The sequence below is a fragment of the Mediterraneibacter sp. 210702-DFI.5.30 genome, assembly GCF_020560115.1.
GTDB lineage: Bacteria > Bacillota > Clostridia > Lachnospirales > Lachnospiraceae > Mediterraneibacter > Mediterraneibacter faecis.
Genome location: NZ_JAJCME010000004.1, coordinates 125,684 through 145,038, shown reverse-complemented (window position 1 = coordinate 145,038; position 19,355 = coordinate 125,684). Strand labels below are relative to the sequence as shown.

The following is a 19,355-nucleotide window of genomic DNA, read 5'->3' as shown; positions in this document are numbered from 1 at the left end:
ATGAACAAGAGAATAGAAGATATCATTGCAGAAACAAGATTGAACGAGATTCTTCATAAGAATGAGGCTGAGAAGCAGAAGAACACAGTAATCTGGACACTGGCTATCATCGGAGCAGTAGCAGCAGTAGCTGCAATCGCTTATGCAGTATATCGTTTTGTATCACCGGATTATCTTGATGATTTTGAAGATGATTTTGATGACGATTTTGATGATTACTTCAGCGAGGATGATCAGGTATAATTCTTGAGTGAATTGCAAAAGTGCAGACAGGGTGTGAGAAGAAACCATCCTGTCTGTTTTTCTGTTAAAATAGATTAGAATTGATAGGAGATTAGGATGAAAAAAGGTCAGATCTACGAGGGTATTATTGAACGTGTAGATTTCCCAAACAAGGGGATTGTATTTGTTCCGGAGGAAGAACAGTATGTTACTGTGAAAAATGGGATTCCGGGACAGAAGATCCGTTTTATGATAAATAAATTTAAAAGAGGAAATGCAGAAGGAAGACTTCTTGAAGTGTTGGAGAAATCTCCATTAGAGACAAGAGAGCCGGTCTGTAGTATCTTTCCGGCCTGTGGTGGCTGTATGTATCAGACAATGCCATATGAAGAGCAGGTGAAGATGAAAGAAGGACAGATCCGCAGAATCATGGATCCGGTAGTAAAAGGTGAATATGTTTTTGAAGGTGTGAAGCACAGTCCGAAGGAATTCCATTATCGTAATAAAATGGAATTTTCTTTTGGAGATGAATTCAAAGACGGTCCGTTATCTCTCGGTCTTCATAAAAAAGGAAGTACTTATGATGTACTGACAGCAGGAGACTGTCAGCTTGTCCATGAAGATATGGATAAGATTCTCCTTTGTGTGCTGAATTATTTCAAAGAAAGAAATGTAAGTTATTACAAGAAAATGCAGCATGTCGGTTATCTCCGCCATCTTCTTTTAAGACGAGGCGATACAACAGGCGAGATTCTTGTGAATCTTGTAACGACAACGCAGGAAGAATATGACTTGACTCCATTAGTAGAAGAACTTCTGGCATTAGAATTAGAAGGAAAGATTGTTGGAATCCTTCATATATTGAATGATTCTCTGTCCGATGTCGTGAAGAGTGATGAGACAAGAATTCTTTATGGACAGGACTTCTTTTATGAGAAGCTTCTCGGACTGGAATTCAAGATTACACCATTTTCCTTCTTCCAGCCAAACTCAAAAGGTGCAGAAGTGCTGTACGAGACTGTAAGAGAATACATTGGAGATATTGATAATCAGGTTGTATTCGATCTGTTCAGCGGAACAGGAACAATCGGTCAGGTGCTTGCTCCGGTTGCGAAGAAAGTGATCGGTGTCGAGATTATTGAAGAAGCAGTCGAGGCAGCAAAAGAAAATGCTGTCCGAAACGGACTTTCCAACTGCAGATTTATTGCCGGAGATGTGTTTAAGGTACTTGATGAGATTGAAGAGAAGCCGGATGTGATCGTACTGGATCCGCCGAGAGACGGAATTCATCCGAAGGCACTCCCGAAGATCTTGAATTATGGGGTGGATAAGATTGTATATATTTCCTGTAAGATGACAAGCCTGGCAAGAGATTTGGAGATGATGCAGCTGGCGGGATATCGCGTGGAGAAGATGACGGCGGTGGATCAGTTCTGTGAGACAGTGCATGTGGAGACTATTGTGTTGATACAAAAGAAAAACTCGTAGAAATCCTTTATTTTAGGCACTTTGCGAAACATTTTACCTTTACTTCAGAGGGCAAAAATTCACGCAATAAACACCTAAAAAACTATTTTGATGTTTCGGTGGTAATAGATATCGGGTGTGGGAACACAAACGAAAAATAAAGGTTTCTTGAAATATATTTATCTATGTAGTGTCCACCTTGTCACAAAAATGTAGGCGACATTCATTTGTATAAGAACAGATAAGCGTATCATTAGAAATAGTGGTACGCTTATTTTTTTCCCCTATTGCACATTTGAGTACATTGACCGTTCTTCTATATAATGAAGCCAAGAAACGGAGGTGCTGATGATGAGAGAAACAAAATACCACGCATATCTGGATAGTGAGGAAAGAACAATCCTTTTACATAGCCTTGTGGAATTGAAAAATCAACTCATTCAGCAAGGCAGATATACAGACTGTGTTGACGAGCTGATTGTCAAAGTCATAAACGCCCCTGTGAAGAAACTAAAAGTATTGGTGTAGGAGGTTGTGATGTATGACAAAGATTTTGCCGAGCTTGTGAAAATTGCAACGGAGAAATTAAAAGAGGATACCGTCTATAAAATGCTCACACGCAGCGAGGATTATCAAAAAGAAAGTGCCGAAAGGGATAAGGCTGAACGAAACTATGAACAACTTGATTTGACAATGGAACAGAGAAAGGTCTGTGATATTTTTTTAGATTACAGAGATAGGCAGAGCTTGGAATACTCTGATTATTCCTATTTGGCAGGCTTATATGATGCGTTCCGTATCATGGCGGTCATTTTCCCCGATAGGTGGGATATGGAGCAGATACAGAAAGTCTTATCCATAATTAAAAATTGAATATAGAAATAGATACATAGCCGATTGGTGTAACAGCCAGTCGGCTTTTTTGCGTTCACTGCAACATTCAGAGCGAAGTACATAGCCGCCTTTGACAAAGCGGCTAAATAAAAGCGAAAGGAGGACGCTATATGTCAAATTGCAAAGTGATCGCTCTGACCAATCAGAAAGGCGGTGTCGGTAAGACTACCACAGCCGTCAATCTGGGTGTGTGTTTATCGAAGCAGGGGAAGAAAGTCCTGCTTGTGGATGCAGACGCACAGGCGAATCTTACAATGTCGCTTGGCTATCCACGACCAGATGATTTGCCCATATCCCTTGCGACGATTATGCAGGACATCATCGACGATAAACCTTTTGATGTTCAGAAAGGTATCCTGCATCACAGCGAGGGTGTTGATCTGTTACCCTCAAATATTGAGTTATCAGGTCTGGAAGTAAGGCTTATCAATGCAATCAGCCGTGAGCGTGTTCTGACGACCTGTATTAACGAGGTCAAAAAGAATTACGACTATGTGCTTATTGACTGTATGCCGAGCTTGGGTATGCTGACAATCAACGCATTGGCGGCGGCTGACAGCGTGGTTATTCCGACACAGCCGCATTATCTTTCTGCAAAAGGTCTGGAGTTATTGCTTCGCTCTGTGTCAAAAGTCAGGCGGCAGATCAATCCCCATCTTCGGATTGAAGGCATCTTAATGACGATGGTAATGCCACGCACGAACATTTCTAAGGAAGTGACCGCATTGGTAAGGAGTGCATACGGTCAGAATATCAAAGTTTTTGATGCTCAGATACCACATTCTATCCGTGCAGTAGAAGCTACCGCAGAGGGAAAGAGCATTTTCGCCTATGACAAAGGCGGTAAGGTTGCCGCAGCTTATGAGCAGTTCGGAAAGGAGGTGGCAGATATTGGCGAGAAACAGAAAAAGCAGCATCGAGCTGACCGCATACGATGACCTTTTTCAGACAGACGAAAGCCGTGCAGAAGCGGCATTAAGTAAGATAAGGGATATTCCCATTTCTGAAATTGATGAGTTTCCAGACCATCCCTTTAAGGTTTTAATGGATGAGGATATGGAACAGCTTGTTGACAGCATTAAAAGAAACGGTGTAATGACACCTGCGACTGTCCGTTTGAAGGAGGACGGCAGATATGAGCTGATTAGCGGTCACAGGAGAAAAAAGGCTTGTGAGCTTGCGGGGCTTGATACGCTGAGATGTGAGGTCAAGGAGTTTTCCCGTGATGAAGCCATTATTGTAATGGTGGAAAGTAACCTGCAAAGAACGACTATTTTGCCGAGTGAAAAGGCGTTTGCCTATAAAATGCGGTTGGAAGCGATGAATAGACAAGGACAGCGGAGTGATTTAACTTCGTCCCCATTGGGGACAAAGTTGAGGTCTGATGCCGAGCTTGCCGAAAAAGTTGGTGAAAGTCGTAATCAGATACAACGCTATATCCGCTTAACCGAGCTTGTACCTGAAATTCTGCAAATGGTGGATGAGCGTCAGATTGCGTTCCGTCCTGCGGTGGAAATTTCTTATCTTTCCGAGGAACAGCAATATACTCTGCTTGAAGCGATGGAATATAATGACGCCACGCCCTCACTTGCACAGGCTATCAAAATGAAAAAGTATATGCAGGAGGGAAAGCTGACCGATGGGGTAATCAGTTCCATTATGGAAGAAGAAAAGCCAAACCAGAGAGAAAAGCCTGCTTTCCGTGATGAAAGGATAACCAAGCTCATTCCCAAATCTGTACCCAAAGGGAAAGAATCCGATTTTGTGGTCAAGGCGTTGGAGTTTTATAACCGCCATCTGCAAAGAAGCAAGGCACAGGAACGATAGCCACACATCAAGGGACAGGTCTGTCTGCTTGGGTGGATAGCCTTTTTTTCGCTTTCCCCCTCTCCACACCTCTCCCCCTTAATACTGCCAGTTACTATCCGAGAAAAGAAAAATGATAAGCTGCCAGAGGGCGGCTTTTTTCGGTTAGCAGGCAACATCTATTTTCAATATCAACAGGAGGTAAATGATGAAATTCAAAAAAATATTCCAAAAGGCTGCGGCTGTTGTGATGGCTGCGGTTACGGTATTTTCCGTACTGCCTGCCACCACAGCCTTTGCAGCCGTAGGAGATGTTGGTACGATTTCCTTTTCACACACTTATGACGGGAACGGAAATGCAATGAGGTACAATTCAAGTGCCAACATCAACGGTTATATCGCAGGCGGTACGGGTGACTACAAATACCGTATGTTTGTGGATGGCGACACAGCATTTTGTTTACAGCCAGGTGTACCGCTAAAAACGGGCAACACCTTGAAAGAAGCATCTTCCGAAGCATGGAACGCTCTTTCGGGAAGCCAGAAAAAAGCAGTTGGGCTTGCCCTGCTCTATGGGTATCAGGGAAACCGAGGAAATCTGTCTGGATCAGACGATGAGAAATGGCTTGCGACCCAGACTCTTGTATGGGAGTTTGTTACGGGATGCCGTGAAGCCACAGGCTCATACCGCCAGACAAGCAGCACCGTGTACAGCCTGCACTTTGGTTCTCATTATCCAAACAGCGGAGCAAAGAAAGTTTATGACCAGATTGTTTCGCTGATGAGTAAACACAATACCATTCCGAGCTTTATGTCAGGCAGCAAAGACGATATTACAAAGGAGCTTGTCTATAAAGACGGGAAATACAGTCTAACGCTGACAGATAAAAACGGTGTACTGTCCGAGTATTCCTTTGCAAGTTCCAGCGATGCAGTCAGCGTAGCAAAATCTGGAAATAAGCTCACGCTCACATCAAAGAAAGCCTTTCATGGTTCTGTAAGGATTACAGCAACCCGAAACGGAGTGCCTGTGGTTAGTCAGAGTGCCAAACTGATTGCTTATGGTGATCCGAACTTGCAGGATGTTATTACAGGTGTAGAAAACGCTTCTCCTGTATCTGCCTATCTCAATGTGGAAACACCGACAGGCACGATTGCCCTGAAAAAGACTTCTGAGGACGGCGTTGTAGCAGGCATTCAGTTTACCATCAAGGGTGAGGGTATCAATAAGACGGTAACGACCGATGAAAATGGAAATATCACAGTAGAAGGTCTGTTCCCTGCCACTTATACCATCACAGAGCAGACCATTGACCGTTATGAACCACAGCAGACCCAGACGGTAACACTCATCGGCGGCAAGACAACCACAGTCAACTTCAACAACACCTTAAAGCGTGGCAGCCTTGAAGTAGTCAAGACTTCCGAGGACAATCTGGTGGAGGGCGTGAAATTCCATTTGTACGGCACATCCCTTAGCGGACTTGCAGTCGATGAGTATGCTGTAACCGATGGAAAAGGTGTAGCCAAGTTTGAGGATGTCCTGATCAGCGGCGATACCCCGTATGTGCTTGAGGAAGTGGATACGGCAATCCGCTATGTTGTTCCTGCATCCCAGACCGCACCGATTGAATGGAATAAGGTTACAAACCGCAGTTTCCAAAATATTCTCAAGAAATTCAATGTGACAGTAACTAAGACCGATGCAGAAACAGGAACACCGCAGGGGGACGCATCTTTGGCAGGTGCGATTTATGGCATTTACAAGGGCGAAGAACTGATTGACACCTACACCACCGACGAAAACGGTCAGTTTACGACCAAGTATTATGTGTGCGGCAATGACTGGACAATCCGTGAAATCAGTCCGTCCGAGGGCTATCTTCTTGACCCGACCATTCATAAAGTCGGTGCAGAGCCAGAACTTTATGAGGTGGAATATAATTCTGCAAAAAATGATGTGAATGAGCAGGTTATCAAGGGAAATATCGCTATTATCAAGCATACCGATGACGGCGAAACAGGCATCGAAACGCCAGAAGAAGGTGCTGTCTTTGAGGTATTCCTTAAATCGGCAGGCAGCTTTGATCAGGCAAAAGAAAGTGAGCGTGACAAGCTCGTTTGTGATGAGAACGGTTTTGCCCAGACAAAAGATATGCCTTATGGCATTTATACGGTAAAACAGACTTCTGGATGGGAAGGGCGTGAGCTGATGAAGCCGTTTGATGTGTTTATCAGTTCCGACGGTCAGACCTACCGCTATCTTATCAACAATGCCAACTTTGAAAGCTATATCAAGGTTGTGAAGAAAGATGCGGAAACAGGGAAAACCATCCCGTATGCAGGGGCAGGCTTCCAGATTTACGACCCGAACGGCAACCTTGTGACAATGACTTTCACTTATCCAGAAGTGACAACCATTGATACTTTCTATACTACCGCAGATGGCGAGTTGATCACCCCGCAGGCTTTGGAATACGGAAAAGGCTATTCCCTTGTGGAAGTACAAGCCCCATACGGCTATGTGCTTGACTCCAAACCTGTGTATTTTGATGTGGTGCAGGAAAATTCGGAGGAAGAAAGCGGAATTACCGTGATTGAGGTAGTACGATCCAATCTGGCACAAAAAGGTACGATTACCGTAGAAAAATCTGGAGAGATTTTCTCAAGCGTATCGGAAAACAACGGAATGTATCAGCCAAACTTTGCCGTAGGAAATCTGGAGGGTGCGGTTTATGAGATTACCGCAGCCGAGGATATTGTAACCTTAGAGGGAACAGTCAGAGCAAAAAAAGGTGAGGTGGTAGATACCCTGACCACAGGTGCAGACGGTACGGCAAAATCAAAGGAATTATATCTTGGAAAATATGAAGTGAAGGAAGTGACAGCACCGAATGGTATGGTGCTGAATGATGAAATTCACTCCGTTGAGCTTGTCTATGCAGGACAGGAAATTTCAGTAACAGAAACCGAAACGAGCTTTTACAACGAGCGTCAGCGTGTGGAAATCGACCTTGTAAAGAGCCTTGAAACCGATGAGCATTTTGGTGTGGGCAATAACGGGGAAATCTTTGATGTTGCCTTTGGGCTATATGCAGAAAAAGAACTGACTGCCGCAGACGGTACGGTCATCCCTGCTGACGGACTGATTGAGATCATTACTCTTGATGAGAATGGAAAAGGAAAGGTTAAGACTGACCTTCCGATGGGCAATTACTATGTGAAAGAGATTGCAGCAAACGAAGAGTATCTTACAAGTGATACGAAATACCCTGTAAACTTTGAATATGCAGGACAGGATACCGCCATCGTCCACCTTGCAGTCAATGACGGCGAAGCCATTGAAAACAAGCTGATTTATGGTTCTGTAAGCGGAAAGAAAACCGATGAGGACGGCAAGGGCTTAGGTGGTGCTTTCATCGGCATTTTTAAGACCGGCACAGAAGAATTTACAAAAGAAAATGCGATTTTAACTACCACATCAAAGGATGACGGTAGTTTTTCTTTTGCCAAAGTGCCGTATGGTTCTTGGATTATCCGAGAGGTAGAAAGTCCGAAAGGCTTTGTACTGTCCGAGGAAGAAATTCCTGTTACGATCGGCAAGGTGGATGAAGTTGTGGAAATCCAGCTTGTGAATGAATTTATCACAGGCAATATTGAGCTTACCAAAGTTGATAAGGATTATCCTGACAATAAGCTGACAGGTGCAGTTTTTGAAGTCTTTGCCGATACCAACAAAAACGGCGAGTACGACAAGGAAGATGAGCTGCTTAGCGAAATGTCTGAGCTTGGCGGCGGCATCTACCAGATGAGCGAGCTTCGATACGGAAAATATTTTGTCCGTGAAAAGACAGCACCAGAGGGCTTTGTTCTTGATGAAAATGTCTACACCGTATCCATTGAGGAAAATGGCAAGACCTATGTGGTGGAAAATGAAGCAGGCAAAGGCTTTGTCAATGCCCCGCAGTCAGGCAGTCTTAAAATTGTCAAAACATCTTCCGATGGCAAGGTGGAAGGCTTCTCTTTCCGAGTGACAGGTGCAAATGGATATGACCAGACTTTTAAGACCGACAAAAACGGAGAAATCGTGATTGAAAACCTGCGTATCGGAGAATACACCATTTCCGAGGTCAGCGATAAGGCATCGGCAAACTATATCCTGCCTGCCGAAAAACAGATTACGGTCAAAGTGGAATCAACTACGGTTGTCCAGATGCACAATGAACTGCGTGACACCCCGAAAACAGGCGATGACTTCAATCCGTTCCTCTGGGGAGGACTGGCGGCAATCTCCCTCATTGGTGCAGGTACGCTCTTGATCGCAGGGCTGAAAAAGAAGAAGGAGGACTAAGGAATGGAAGCAAAGACGGTAATCGCCATTGTGCTTGTGATGTTCATTGTGGGCGGAGCAATCTGGCTGAACATCCGTAACCGAAAGAAGAAGTAAAGTGTCTGGGGGCAGCCTTTTCGGGCTGTCCCCTTTCCATATACGGAGGTATGTATGCAGAAATTGAGAACCATTGAGGATAAGGTGCGAGCCATTCTGAAAAAGGACGAAGAAGCCAGAAATGACGATATGGTGCTGTATCTGAAAGTATGCAACAGCTATTTTAAGGACGCAGGGGCGATGCCCTTTGCGGAAGTGATGTCGCAGTACCGTTATCTGGGACTGCCGAGCTTTGAGAGCGTGGGCAGGACACGCCGAAAGCTGCAGGCAGAACATCCAGAGCTTTTAGGCAGTGTCCGTATCCAGAAACTCCGTGCCAAGCGGGAACAAGATTACAGGCGTTACGCCAAAGAATGAGAGGTGGCTTATGAGCGAAGAAAAACGAATAAATGGCGGTTATGAAATTATTGAGAGCTGTCAAATCGGGCGTACAGAGCTTGTTATCGGGCATAACTCCAAAGCCCCGAACCCTTATGTGTGTTGGTACTGTAAGGACGGATCAGATTATTTCTGGGGGTATTATTGCAATCAGCTTTCCGAAGCAAGGGATAAGCTGAATGAACGCTATCAGAACGAGTGCAGGATGCCCTATAACCAACCAGAAAAGAAACAGAGGAATCACAATGACCGAGAACGCTAAGAAAAAATATGATTGTGCGACCTGCCCTTATCCCCGCTATAAGGAAGGGACGGTTATTTTCTGCGATGTATGTATGCAGAAGATTTTAGACAGGAAGAAAGAAAAACAGCGACAGGAGGAACGCTGATATGGAGATACGACCATTAACCCCGACAGAACAGAAATACACTTATGCCCAAAGTATGCAGATTGAGGGGCAGACAGGTACAATCGGACATCTGCGTGGCGATTTTGCAACAACAGGCTATGGCTTTTATACCACTTGGTTTGATACCAGACCCCAATGGAAATCGGACGAATTTAAGGCAGACCTTGATACTGTCATCAATGCTTTGCGGGAGGATAAGGGACTTTTGCACAACCGTTATGATATGGGTGCTTTTGCAAGGAAATACCCTGAAAGTGCGATGAAAGGGAATTATTGTACGGAATATGGTTTTCGTGTGGACACAGGAAAGCACGCTTTTCTATTTCGGTGCAATCCCACTAAAGGCGATTATAACTTTTACTGTTATTGCTATGTGAAGGAATGGCTGAATCAGCACATGGAAAAAGCAGAGCAGGGCATCCGTTTTATGGATACGCAGTATAAAGAATTGTTCCGTATCCCAGACGGTGGGAAGATTATGGTAACGACCGCTTGGGGCGAAAAACGGGAATACACCTGCCGTTTTATTGACGAATACCATACGGAGGTCGGTAACAACCTGTATCATATCGGTGAGTTTGCCGAGTTTCTGCACAAAAACAGTGCAGTTTGTGAGCCGATCAGTAAAGAGCCGCAGGCAACAAAAGCACCGAAACACAAAGACTATGAACGATAGGAGGAATAGGACAATGGCAGTCAACCAGAAAGCGGTAAAGGTTTTGAATAAAGTCTTTGAAGCAGGCTTTGCAGATGAAAAGGCAATCGCTTCTATGACAATGGACGATATTCTTTCCATGCAGGGCATTACGGTGGCAGATATTGCCCTGATCAACGACCTGCAAAAGAGTATCAAATCGAACAAGGTCATTTCCTTTCTTGGTGGTGGTATGAATGAGTGAAAAAAGAATGATCCATTTCAAAAATGAAGAAAACGGGATTGAAGTTTCTATTCCAGACGGAGGTATGCTTCGGCTGTTTTCTGAAAACGGGGATGCACAATGTGTCCTTTGCCGCTATGTAGATGAAAACCACACAGAGATTGACGGTGTGCTGTATGACACCAAAGACTTTATCAGACGAATGAAACACAATAAAATCAGTTACGCCCCTGCCTGATCGCAGGGCAGATAACAAGGAGGTGTAAAGAAAATGGCTGCAAAGTATCAGCTAATCACGGAGCTGTATCGGCGAACAGGCGTGTCGGTTGCGAAAAGTCCGCAGGCGTGGCAGAGTTTTCTGTCCTCTGCCTGCCGCAACTATAAGTGCCGCTTTGACGAACAGCTCTTAATCTATGCTCAACGCCCCGATGCCGTAGCTGTGGCAGAACTTGGCACTTGGAATAAGCTCTTTAAGCGTTGGGTAAACAAAGACAGCAAAGGGATTGCCGTGTTCGACCCGAAAGGTCGCAGGAACACGCTGAAATACTACTTTGATATATCCGATACCCACGAGGGTTATTATGGCAGCCGTCCTGTTCCGATCTGGCAGATGGATGAGCGATATGAGCAGGCAATAAAAGAAAGGCTTTCTGACCGTTTCGGAGAGCTTGAGGAAACAGACTTGGCGGAAACACTTTTTAAGACTGCTGAGAACGCTGTGGAGGACAATCTTCCCGATTACCTGTCACAGCTCAAAGGCGTAACCCAAGACAGTTTTTTAGAGGAACTGGACGAATACAATATTGAAGTGTTGTATAAGCGGCTTGCGGTCAACAGCGTGGCATTTATGTTGATGAGCCGCTGCGGTCTGGATGTGAAGGAATATTTTGACCGAGAAGATTTTGCCGACATTGTGAATTTCAATACGCCCCATACGATAAATGCAATCGGGATTGCCACGAGCGATATATCGGAGATGGCACTTCGGGAAATTTCCGCAGCTATCCGAAATGTGCAAATGGAAGCAAGAGAAGAAAACCGCACCTTTGCACCAAAGTCCCAATCCCGTTATGATGTAGGCAGAAAACAGCCCGAAAGGAGTGAAAATAATGAGCAAAATCACATACACAAGGCAGGGGGATTATCTTATTCCAGACCTAACATTACCGACAGAGCCAGAGCTTCCGCTTGGCAGATACGCTATGATGCACAGGGAGTATCTGGAACAGCACAAGAGAGTGACCTATCTGAACCTGCTGACAGCGGGGATGCTAAATCAGCATCTTTACGAGGTGGAACAGACAGCACTCAAACGGTTGGAGCTTTTGACGAAACAGCTCTCAATGGAACAGGGCGTGACGGAGGAACTGAAGGAAAAAGCCCCGATGCAGTGGGTAGGATTGATGAACAACATCCGCAGCCAAGCGGAGGAGGTCATCTTGACGGAACTGATTTACAGCTAAGCATTGCCAATGAGGAAGAAGTAAGTGCCAATCTTCCAACGGTTGAACAGCAGATAGAAAGGATCACACAGGCAGAGGATGAAAAGTCCTCTGCTTTTGTCGTTTCACAGGAAGATATTGACTCTGTTCTGCAAATGGGCAGTAGTTATGATAAGAGCAAATACCGCATCTATCGTCAGCTTCAGAAAAATAGTGACAGCAAAACAAACATTGAATTTCTCAAAAAGGAATATGGTACAGGCGGCGGAACACACATTTTTCCAGACGGGACACAGGGCGGAAGATGGGCAGACAGTAAAGGAATCGCCATTGAAAAACAGGGTTCTTATACTGATCCAGATCTGCGATTATCTTGGTCGAAGGTGGAAAAACGCTTGCGTGAGCTTATCAAGAATGACCGCTATTTAAACCCAAAAGAAAAAAACCATTATGCGGACTATCTGGAACAGGTATCTGCACCGCAGTATGAAATCGACACCCAGAGAAAACTTGCAAGACAACGGTTTATCCAGTCTAAGCAGGCACTTTCCCCTGCTGACAAACGGGACAGCCTTGCCCTGCGTCTGTCTGATTTTATCCGTGATTTGGACGGTTATGAAAAAGAGCTTTTGTCGCAGGTAAATCGTACCGACCTTGCCAATATAAATGACAGGCAGATGGAGGAACAGCTTTCTGATCCTGCGACGGTGCAACAGCTTCTTGATTTTCTGGTTTTGGTACAAGGTAAAACGAGCGACACTTACAGCCGCAGTAATGCGTGGTATTTTTCCAAAGAACTGACGGAACTGCATCCAATGCACTACCTCTGTCACGAGGGCGATGTGGTGTATCTGGGGGCAGACAAATATGAAGTGCAGTCGGTGACTGAGGATAGGGTGACTTTGCAGAATGTGCAGTTCCCGATTTTGATGCAGGCGTACAATCATACGAAGCTAAGCGAACTTCTGAACAAAAACCCTGCTAATGACCATCTCAAAGTCGTAGTAACCGACAGTCAGAAATCAGAAACACTCACCGAGAAAAAGCCTGACAGCTTAGAATTTTCTATCGGCTTTTCCGAGCATCCCTGCTTTTATGCAGACGGATTAGACGATGATATTGAGATCAGTTTTGCATTAGGAAATAAACTGCTCGGTATTTTGGATGAGAAACAGCACCGTGAAAGGCAGGATGAGAGTAAAAAAGTCGGGTGGTATAAAAAAACGGACTTTCAGATAAACGCAGTAATCAATGGAGAAAACTTCCGATATGATGGGCGATTTGACATCGGTGACGGTGAGGGCGATTTAATTGCTCATTTGAAAAACCATTATGACTATTGCCTGTCGCCGAACTGTCCGTTTATCCCAGAGTGGAAAAAGCAGGGCGAGGATGCGTATCGGAAAAGGATGGAAAGCCTGCGGTGGGGGCGTGAGGTGTTTATTCCCTATTTGGAACAGCACACCGAATTGTCGCAAGAAGATGAAATGCAGCTTGATGCATTTATGGCGTCTGAAAGTTATTGGTATAAAGAGAAAGAAGAACTATTAGAGCAGGCTAAAAAATTCATTGATGACTATGCCTATAAAAAATATGGTCAATCTGATAGGGTGGATTATTCTGACCTGTCAAAAATAGAGATTGCGACGGCTACTACTGAGGATGGTCAGCGTAAGTTTATGGTTATGCTCGATCTTGAGAACTACCGTATGAAATTTTATGAGAATGGTAAATGCACGGATTATACAGAGTATCTTAGCCTTGCTGATATGATAGCAGCCGACATTTCTCATTCAGATTTTGAAAGTTTCGTGTTAGAACGGGCTGAAAAATATAATCAACTTTATCGTGATGAAAAGACCGAAGAAGTACCAAAAGATACGGATAGATTAAATGCAAGAGAACTGGAAAGCTCAAGGGAACAGTTGAGTGAGCCAATAGATGATGACTTTATCGGCAGGGAAATTGTTCTTGATAACCGCCGTTATGTGATTGAGCGTATCAGCGAAATCAGCGGTGATGTGTCAATGCGGGATGTAACTTTCCAAAATCAAGCAGGTATTCCGATAAACCGTGTGGAGAAAATCGGTTATATTCGCAGCCTTTTGGAACAGGAAGTATTACCACCCGAAAAAGAAAATGTAGATGTTCCCGTTCCGTCTGATGACCGTCGAAACTTCCGTATTACGGATGATGCTTTAGGAGTAGGCGGTGCAAAGGAGAAATTCAGAAACAACATCGCAGCGATCCAGACACTTCACGAGCTTGAGATTGAAAACCGCCTTGCAACGCCAGAGGAACAGGAAATTCTCTCAAAGTATGTCGGATGGGGCGGTCTGTCACAGGCATTTGATGAAAATAATGCGGCGTGGGCAGATGAGTTTATAGAGCTTTATGAGAACCTCTCCCCAGAGAAATATCGTGCGGCAAAGGAATCGACACTTACAGCCTTTTATACTCCGCCCGTGGTAATCAAGGCGATGTATGAGGTGCTTGACCGTCTGGGCTATGAGAAAGGAAATATGTTAGAACCGTCCTGTGGCACAGGAAACTTCTTTGGTCTGCTCCCTGAAAAGATGGCAGGCTCAAAGCTCTATGGCGTGGAGCTTGATGATCTGACTGGCAGGATTGCAAAGCAGCTTTACCAGAAAGCCACCATCGCCGTACAGGGGTTTGAAGATACCAAACTGCCAGACGACCATTTTGATGTGGTGCTTGGTAATGTACCTTTTGGAGATTTTCGGGTCAACGACAGCCGTTACGAACAGCAGAAATTCCTTATCCATGACTATTTCTTTGCAAAAGCCCTTGATAAAGTAAAAGCAGGCGGCGTTGTAATGTTTCTTACCTCAAAAGGCACAATGGATAAGGCAAGTCCCGAAGTACGAAAATATATCGCCCAAAGAGCCGAGCTTTTAGGGGCGATACGGCTTCCAGACAACACCTTCAAAGCCAATGCGGGAACGGAAGTTACAAGTGACATTTTGATCTTAAAAAAGCGTGACCGAGTTATGGAGATAGAGCCAGAGTGGGTACACCTTGACACGGACGAGAATGGTATCACAATGAATCGCTATTTTGTAGAGCATCCAGAGATGGTGCTTGGGACAATGCAGATGGAAAGCAACCGTTTCGGTATGGATACTGCCTGTAAAGCAGACAAGGAACATTCCCTTTCCGAGCTTTTATCGGAAGCAGTGCAGCGTATCAATGGGGAAATCACAGTACAGGAAAATCAGATTGATGAAATCTCCGATGAACAGGCAGAGAGTATTCCTGCCGACCCTTTGGTACGGAACTTTTCTTATACTTTAGTGGATGGCAAGGTTTACTTCCGAGAAAATGATGTGATGACCCCTGCCAAAGTATCTATGACTGCCGAAAATCGTATCAAGGGATTGGTGGAGATCAGGGACTCTGTCCGCAGGCTCATTGACTACCAGACCAACGATTACCCTGATGAAGTGATACGCAGGGAGCAGGAACAGCTTAACCGCTTGTATGATACCTTTACGGGGAAGTACGGGCTTATCAATAACCGAGGGAATTATCTTGCCTTTGCGTCCGATGAAAGCTACTTCCTGTTATGTTCCCTTGAAGTGCTTGACGATGACGGAAAATTTAAGCGGAAAGCGGATATGTTCACGAAACGGACGATTAAACCGCACCGTACTGCAACTTCTGTGGAAACCGCAAGTGAAGCCCTTGCCCTTTCTATTGGAGAAAAAGCCTGTGTTGATTTAGGGTATATGGAACAGCTTACAGGGAAAACACAGGAGAAACTGATTGCAGATTTGCAGGGCGTTATCTTTCGTGTACCCAATGCCGAGCCTGCCCGTTATGTGACTGCGGATGAGTACCTTTCTGGGAATGTAAGGGAAAAGCTGACGGTTGCAGAAATTGCGGCAAAGCAAGACCCGTCGCTGTCAGTCAATGTGGAAGCCTTAAAACAGGTTATTCCCAAAGACCTGCCTGCCAGTGAAATCGCTGTGCGTCTTGGTACGACTTGGATACCGCAGGAGGATATTCAGCAATTTGTGATGGAACTTTTAACCCCGTCACAACACGCAAGAAACAGGATCAAAGTCCGTTATACACCATATAATGGCGATTGGTTTATCGAAAATAAAACTTCCGATTACGGGAATGTCAAGGCGGACAGCACTTACGGTACGAAAAGAGCTTCCGCCTATCGTATTATTGAGGACACGCTGAATCTGAAAGATACCCGTATTTTTGATTATGTGTATGATGAACACGGAAACAAAAAAGCGGTGTTCAATCATAAGGAAACCACAGCGGCACAGGCAAAGCAGGAAGTGATTAAACAGGCGTTTCAGGATTGGATATGGAAAGACCCTGAGCGAAGGAACCGCCTTGTCCGTTACTATAACGACACTTTCAACAGTATCCGCACCCGTGAGTATGATGGAAGCCATATCACTTTTGGCGGGATCAGTCCAGAAATTCAGTTAAGACCGCATCAAGTGAACGCTATTGCCCATATCCTTTATGGCGGGAATACACTTCTTGCCCATAAGGTAGGTGCAGGCAAGACCTTTGAAATGGTCGCTGCCGCACAGGAGAGCAAGCGTCTGGGACTGTGCAATAAGTCTATGTTTGTTGTGCCAAACCACTTAGTCGGACAATGGGCGTCGGAGTATTTAAGGCTGTATCCCTCTGCCAATATCCTTGTGACGACCAAACAGGACTTTGAAACAGTGAACCGAAAAAAGTTTTGTTCCCGTATTGCCACAGGCGACTATGATGCGGTCATCATCGGACATTCCCAGTTTGAAAAAATCCAGATGAGCATGGAACGCCAAAGGGAGCAGCTTCAGAAACAGCTTGACGATATTGAGCGTGGGATTGAAGATGTGCAGAAATCAAATGGCGAGCAGTTCACAGTCAAGCAGCTTATGAAAACAAGGAAAGCCATTGAAGCAAAGTTAAAAAAACTCAACGATACCAAACGAAAGGATAATGTGATTGACTTTGAGCAGTTAGGCGTTGACAGGCTTTTTATTGACGAGAGCCATTTTTACAAAAACCTCTACCTCTATACCAAGATGCGAAATGTGGGCGGTATTGCCCAGACCGAAGCCCAGAAGTCAAGTGACCTCTTTATGAAATGCCGCTATTTGGACGAAATCACAGGCAACCGTGGCACGATATTCGCTACGGGGACGCCGATCAGTAACTCAATGGTGGAGATGTATTCTGTACAGAGATACTTGCAGTATGATACACTTGTAAGGAACGGTTTGCAGCATTTTGACAGTTGGGCGTCCACTTTTGGTGAAACTATCACAGCATTAGAGCTTGCCCCTGAAGGGACAAACTACCGAGCAAAGACAAGGTTTGCGAAATTTTATAACCTGCCAGAGCTGATGTTAATGTTTCGGGAGGTGGCAGACATTCAGACTGCCGATATGTTAAAACTCCCTGTGCCAAAGGTCAACTATCACAATATCAAGACCAAGCCAAGCGAGATACAGACAGAAATGGTAGCTTCTCTTGCTAAGCGGGCAGAAAAGATACGGGCAAGGCTTGTTGAGCCACAGGTCGATAATATGTTGAAAGTGACCAATGACGGACGCAAACTTGCCCTTGACCAGAGAATGATTGACCCGATGCTGCCTGATGACCCAGAAAGCAAAGTCAACACCTGTATCGACAATGTGCATCGCATTTGGGGAGAACACGCTGATACAAAAGCGGCACAGCTTATATTCTGCGACCTTTCTACGCCAAAGAATGATGGCTCATTTAATGTCTATGATGATATACGGGAGAAGTTGATCCGCCGTGGCGTTCCTGCCGAGCAGATACGCTTTATCCACGAAGCGACCACCGATGTACAGAAAAAGGAGTTATTTGCGAAGGTTAGAAGCGGCGAGGTTCGTATTTTGTTAGGTTCTACCCAGAAGATGGGGGCAGGTACGAATGTGCAGGACAGGCTTGTGGCACTCCATAATTTAGATTGCCCTTGGCGACCAAGCGATTTGGAACAGCGGCAGGGGCGTATTGAACGGCAGGGCAATATGTTCCCAGAGGTGGAGGTTTACCGTTATGTAACGGAGCAGACCTTTGATGCCTATCTCTATCAGTTGGTGGAAAGCAAGCAGAAATTTATCAGCCAGATCATGACGAGCAAAAGCCCTGTCCGTTCCGCAGAAGATGTGGATGAGGTTGCCCTTTCCTTTGCGGAGGTCAAAATGCTTGCCACAGGGGACGAGCGTTTCAAAGAAAAGATGGACTTGGATATGCAGGTATCGAAGCTCAAGGTGCTAAAGCAGAGTTACCTTAATCAGCATTATGAGCTTGAGGACAGAGTGTTGCAGCACTTTCCGAAAGAAATAAAACAGCTTGAGCAGCTTATTTCTGCCTATGGGTGTGATGTTCCCCTGCTTGAACAGCATAAACCAAAGGGCGAGGATCGGTTTTGCCCAATGACTTTGCAGGGTGTGACTTACACAGAAAAAGCCGATGCAGGCAAGATGCTTCTTGCAATCTGTAAGGAATATCCGCTGACACAGCCGAAAGAAATCGGCAGCTATCGAGGGTTTCAGATGGAGATTTACTATGATACGGTCAATACCCATTATTGCCTGAACTTGTGCGGCAAGACAAAACACAAGGTCAACTTGGGCGAGGACGCTTTGGGAAATCTAACCCGAATAGAAAACGAGCTTGCCAGAATCCCCGATAAGCTGGAAGCGGCAAAGACCAGACGGACGGAAATTTTATCGCAGATTGAAAATGCAAAGGAAGAACTGGCGAAGCCTTTTGATTTTGAGGACGAGCTGAAAGAGAAAACGGAAAGGCTCAATGCTTTAAATATTGAGCTGAATCTGGATCAGAAAGACCCTGCGGTACTTGATGCAGAGCCAGAGGAAACAAATGAACTACCCGAAAGAAAAGCGGCTGACCGTGAGCGATAATCTTCTTTTGCACATTTGAAAAGCCGTTATTTGGGCGGTATAATGGGAAAAGATTGAATAATCGGAGGTGGAAAAATGTCTTTGGAATTTCAGTTTGAAACATTTGTAGATGTGTACCACAGCATCTTTTCCGAATATCTAAGCTCTGTTATCGCCAAGCTGCCGAAAGAAAATGAGAAGTACCGTGCCATGAAAGAAGAACTCTCAAGCCTGTATGACAAATATCCGAAAATCTTGGACATTTTTGATATGGATAAGGCGGAGGGACTTTCTGCTGAAGAATGTGCAGGACTTGTAGAAGCCTTGCAGCTTCGGAATGAGCTTACCGATATGGAACTGCAATCGGTTTATTTTCGGGGCTGCTATGATGGTGTGGGGTATCTGAAAAAAGCAGGAATTTTGTAATGAAATGATTGAGGAAAGGCGGCGTTGGTGTGAAGCTGACGCCGCTTTTTACATAGTTAAGA

General features: G+C 44.9%; 14 protein-coding genes. All 14 read left to right on the top strand.

The genetic code is table 11. The annotated features are described in order from the left end of the window. The 14 genes from LI126_RS05910 (at position 1) to LI126_RS05840 (ending at position 19,293) form a co-directional block, all read left to right on the top strand. Positions 1-243, top strand: coding sequence for a hypothetical protein (locus LI126_RS05910; protein WP_015528785.1), 243 nt, complete (start codon positions 1-3; stop codon positions 241-243). Positions 244-339: 96 nt separating this feature from the next. Next, positions 340-1,710 carry a 23S rRNA (uracil(1939)-C(5))-methyltransferase RlmD gene (rlmD, locus tag LI126_RS05905; protein WP_227165023.1) on the top strand — a complete coding sequence of 457 codons (1,371 nt, stop codon included), beginning with the start codon at positions 340-342 and terminating at the stop codon, positions 1,708-1,710. 327 nt (positions 1,711-2,037) lie between these two features. After that, entirely contained in the window at positions 2,038-2,217 is a 180-nt protein-coding gene (locus LI126_RS05900) for a hypothetical protein (RefSeq protein WP_227061855.1), read from the top strand. A 9-nt stretch (positions 2,218-2,226) separates the two neighbouring features. Further along, positions 2,227-2,562: a hypothetical protein gene (locus LI126_RS05895; protein ID WP_227061759.1), complete on the top strand. Its 336-nt coding sequence runs from the start codon at positions 2,227-2,229 to the stop codon at positions 2,560-2,562. A gap of 131 nt (positions 2,563-2,693) precedes the next feature. Further along, entirely contained in the window at positions 2,694-3,521 is an 828-nt protein-coding gene (locus LI126_RS05890; protein WP_227061760.1) for a ParA family protein, read from the top strand. After that, complete coding sequence (locus tag LI126_RS05885; RefSeq protein WP_227061762.1) at positions 3,475-4,410, top strand: ParB/RepB/Spo0J family partition protein; 936 nt, start codon at positions 3,475-3,477, stop codon at positions 4,408-4,410. Before LI126_RS05890 ends, LI126_RS05885 begins: the two co-directional genes overlap by 47 nt. Positions 4,411-4,597: 187 nt before the next feature. Then, the gene (locus LI126_RS05880; protein WP_227061852.1) at positions 4,598-8,740 is read left to right on the top strand and encodes a SpaA isopeptide-forming pilin-related protein; all 4,143 of its coding nucleotides are present in this window, start codon (positions 4,598-4,600) and stop codon (positions 8,738-8,740) included. 150 nt (positions 8,741-8,890) lie between these two features. Beyond that, positions 8,891-9,193: a hypothetical protein gene (locus tag LI126_RS05875; RefSeq protein WP_227061765.1), complete on the top strand. Its 303-nt coding sequence runs from the start codon at positions 8,891-8,893 to the stop codon at positions 9,191-9,193. A 10-nt stretch (positions 9,194-9,203) separates the two neighbouring features. Then, positions 9,204-9,476 carry a hypothetical protein gene (locus tag LI126_RS05870; protein ID WP_173752079.1) on the top strand — a complete coding sequence of 91 codons (273 nt, stop codon included), beginning with the start codon at positions 9,204-9,206 and terminating at the stop codon, positions 9,474-9,476. Positions 9,477-9,604: 128 nt separating this feature from the next. Beyond that, positions 9,605-10,300: a hypothetical protein gene (locus tag LI126_RS05865; RefSeq protein ID WP_227061770.1), complete on the top strand. Its 696-nt coding sequence runs from the start codon at positions 9,605-9,607 to the stop codon at positions 10,298-10,300. Between the two features lie 13 nt (positions 10,301-10,313). Continuing rightward, positions 10,314-10,523: a hypothetical protein gene (locus tag LI126_RS05860; protein WP_227061772.1), complete on the top strand. Its 210-nt coding sequence runs from the start codon at positions 10,314-10,316 to the stop codon at positions 10,521-10,523. Further along, the gene (locus tag LI126_RS05855; protein WP_117504473.1) at positions 10,516-10,740 is read left to right on the top strand and encodes a hypothetical protein; all 225 of its coding nucleotides are present in this window, start codon (positions 10,516-10,518) and stop codon (positions 10,738-10,740) included. Before LI126_RS05860 ends, LI126_RS05855 begins: the two co-directional genes overlap by 8 nt. Positions 10,741-10,773: 33 nt before the next feature. Continuing rightward, a complete protein-coding gene (locus LI126_RS05845) occupies positions 10,774-18,888 on the top strand; it encodes an LPD25 domain-containing protein (RefSeq protein ID WP_442919967.1) in 8,115 nt (2,704 codons plus the stop codon). Positions 18,889-18,963: 75 nt separating this feature from the next. Then, positions 18,964-19,293, top strand: coding sequence for a DUF6664 family protein (locus LI126_RS05840; RefSeq protein ID WP_117504906.1), 330 nt, complete (start codon positions 18,964-18,966; stop codon positions 19,291-19,293). The last annotated feature ends 62 nt before the right edge of the window (positions 19,294-19,355 follow it).

What these genes read in the sequence shown, in the direction of transcription:
- LI126_RS05910 (WP_015528785.1), top strand. Translation starts at nt 1, where the DNA reads ATGAACAAGAGAATAGAAGATATCATTGCAGAAACAAGATTGAACGAG.
- rlmD (WP_227165023.1), top strand. Translation starts at nt 340, where the DNA reads ATGAAAAAAGGTCAGATCTACGAGGGTATTATTGAACGTGTAGATTTC.
- LI126_RS05900 (WP_227061855.1), top strand. Translation starts at nt 2,038, where the DNA reads ATGATGAGAGAAACAAAATACCACGCATATCTGGATAGTGAGGAAAGA.
- LI126_RS05895 (WP_227061759.1), top strand. Translation starts at nt 2,227, where the DNA reads ATGTATGACAAAGATTTTGCCGAGCTTGTGAAAATTGCAACGGAGAAA.
- LI126_RS05890 (WP_227061760.1), top strand. Translation starts at nt 2,694, where the DNA reads ATGTCAAATTGCAAAGTGATCGCTCTGACCAATCAGAAAGGCGGTGTC.
- LI126_RS05880 (WP_227061852.1), top strand. Translation starts at nt 4,598, where the DNA reads ATGAAATTCAAAAAAATATTCCAAAAGGCTGCGGCTGTTGTGATGGCT.
- LI126_RS05875 (WP_227061765.1), top strand. Translation starts at nt 8,891, where the DNA reads ATGCAGAAATTGAGAACCATTGAGGATAAGGTGCGAGCCATTCTGAAA.
- LI126_RS05870 (WP_173752079.1), top strand. Translation starts at nt 9,204, where the DNA reads ATGAGCGAAGAAAAACGAATAAATGGCGGTTATGAAATTATTGAGAGC.
- LI126_RS05865 (WP_227061770.1), top strand. Translation starts at nt 9,605, where the DNA reads ATGGAGATACGACCATTAACCCCGACAGAACAGAAATACACTTATGCC.
- LI126_RS05860 (WP_227061772.1), top strand. Translation starts at nt 10,314, where the DNA reads ATGGCAGTCAACCAGAAAGCGGTAAAGGTTTTGAATAAAGTCTTTGAA.
- LI126_RS05855 (WP_117504473.1), top strand. Translation starts at nt 10,516, where the DNA reads ATGAGTGAAAAAAGAATGATCCATTTCAAAAATGAAGAAAACGGGATT.
- LI126_RS05845 (WP_442919967.1), top strand. Translation starts at nt 10,774, where the DNA reads ATGGCTGCAAAGTATCAGCTAATCACGGAGCTGTATCGGCGAACAGGC.
- LI126_RS05840 (WP_117504906.1), top strand. Translation starts at nt 18,964, where the DNA reads ATGTCTTTGGAATTTCAGTTTGAAACATTTGTAGATGTGTACCACAGC.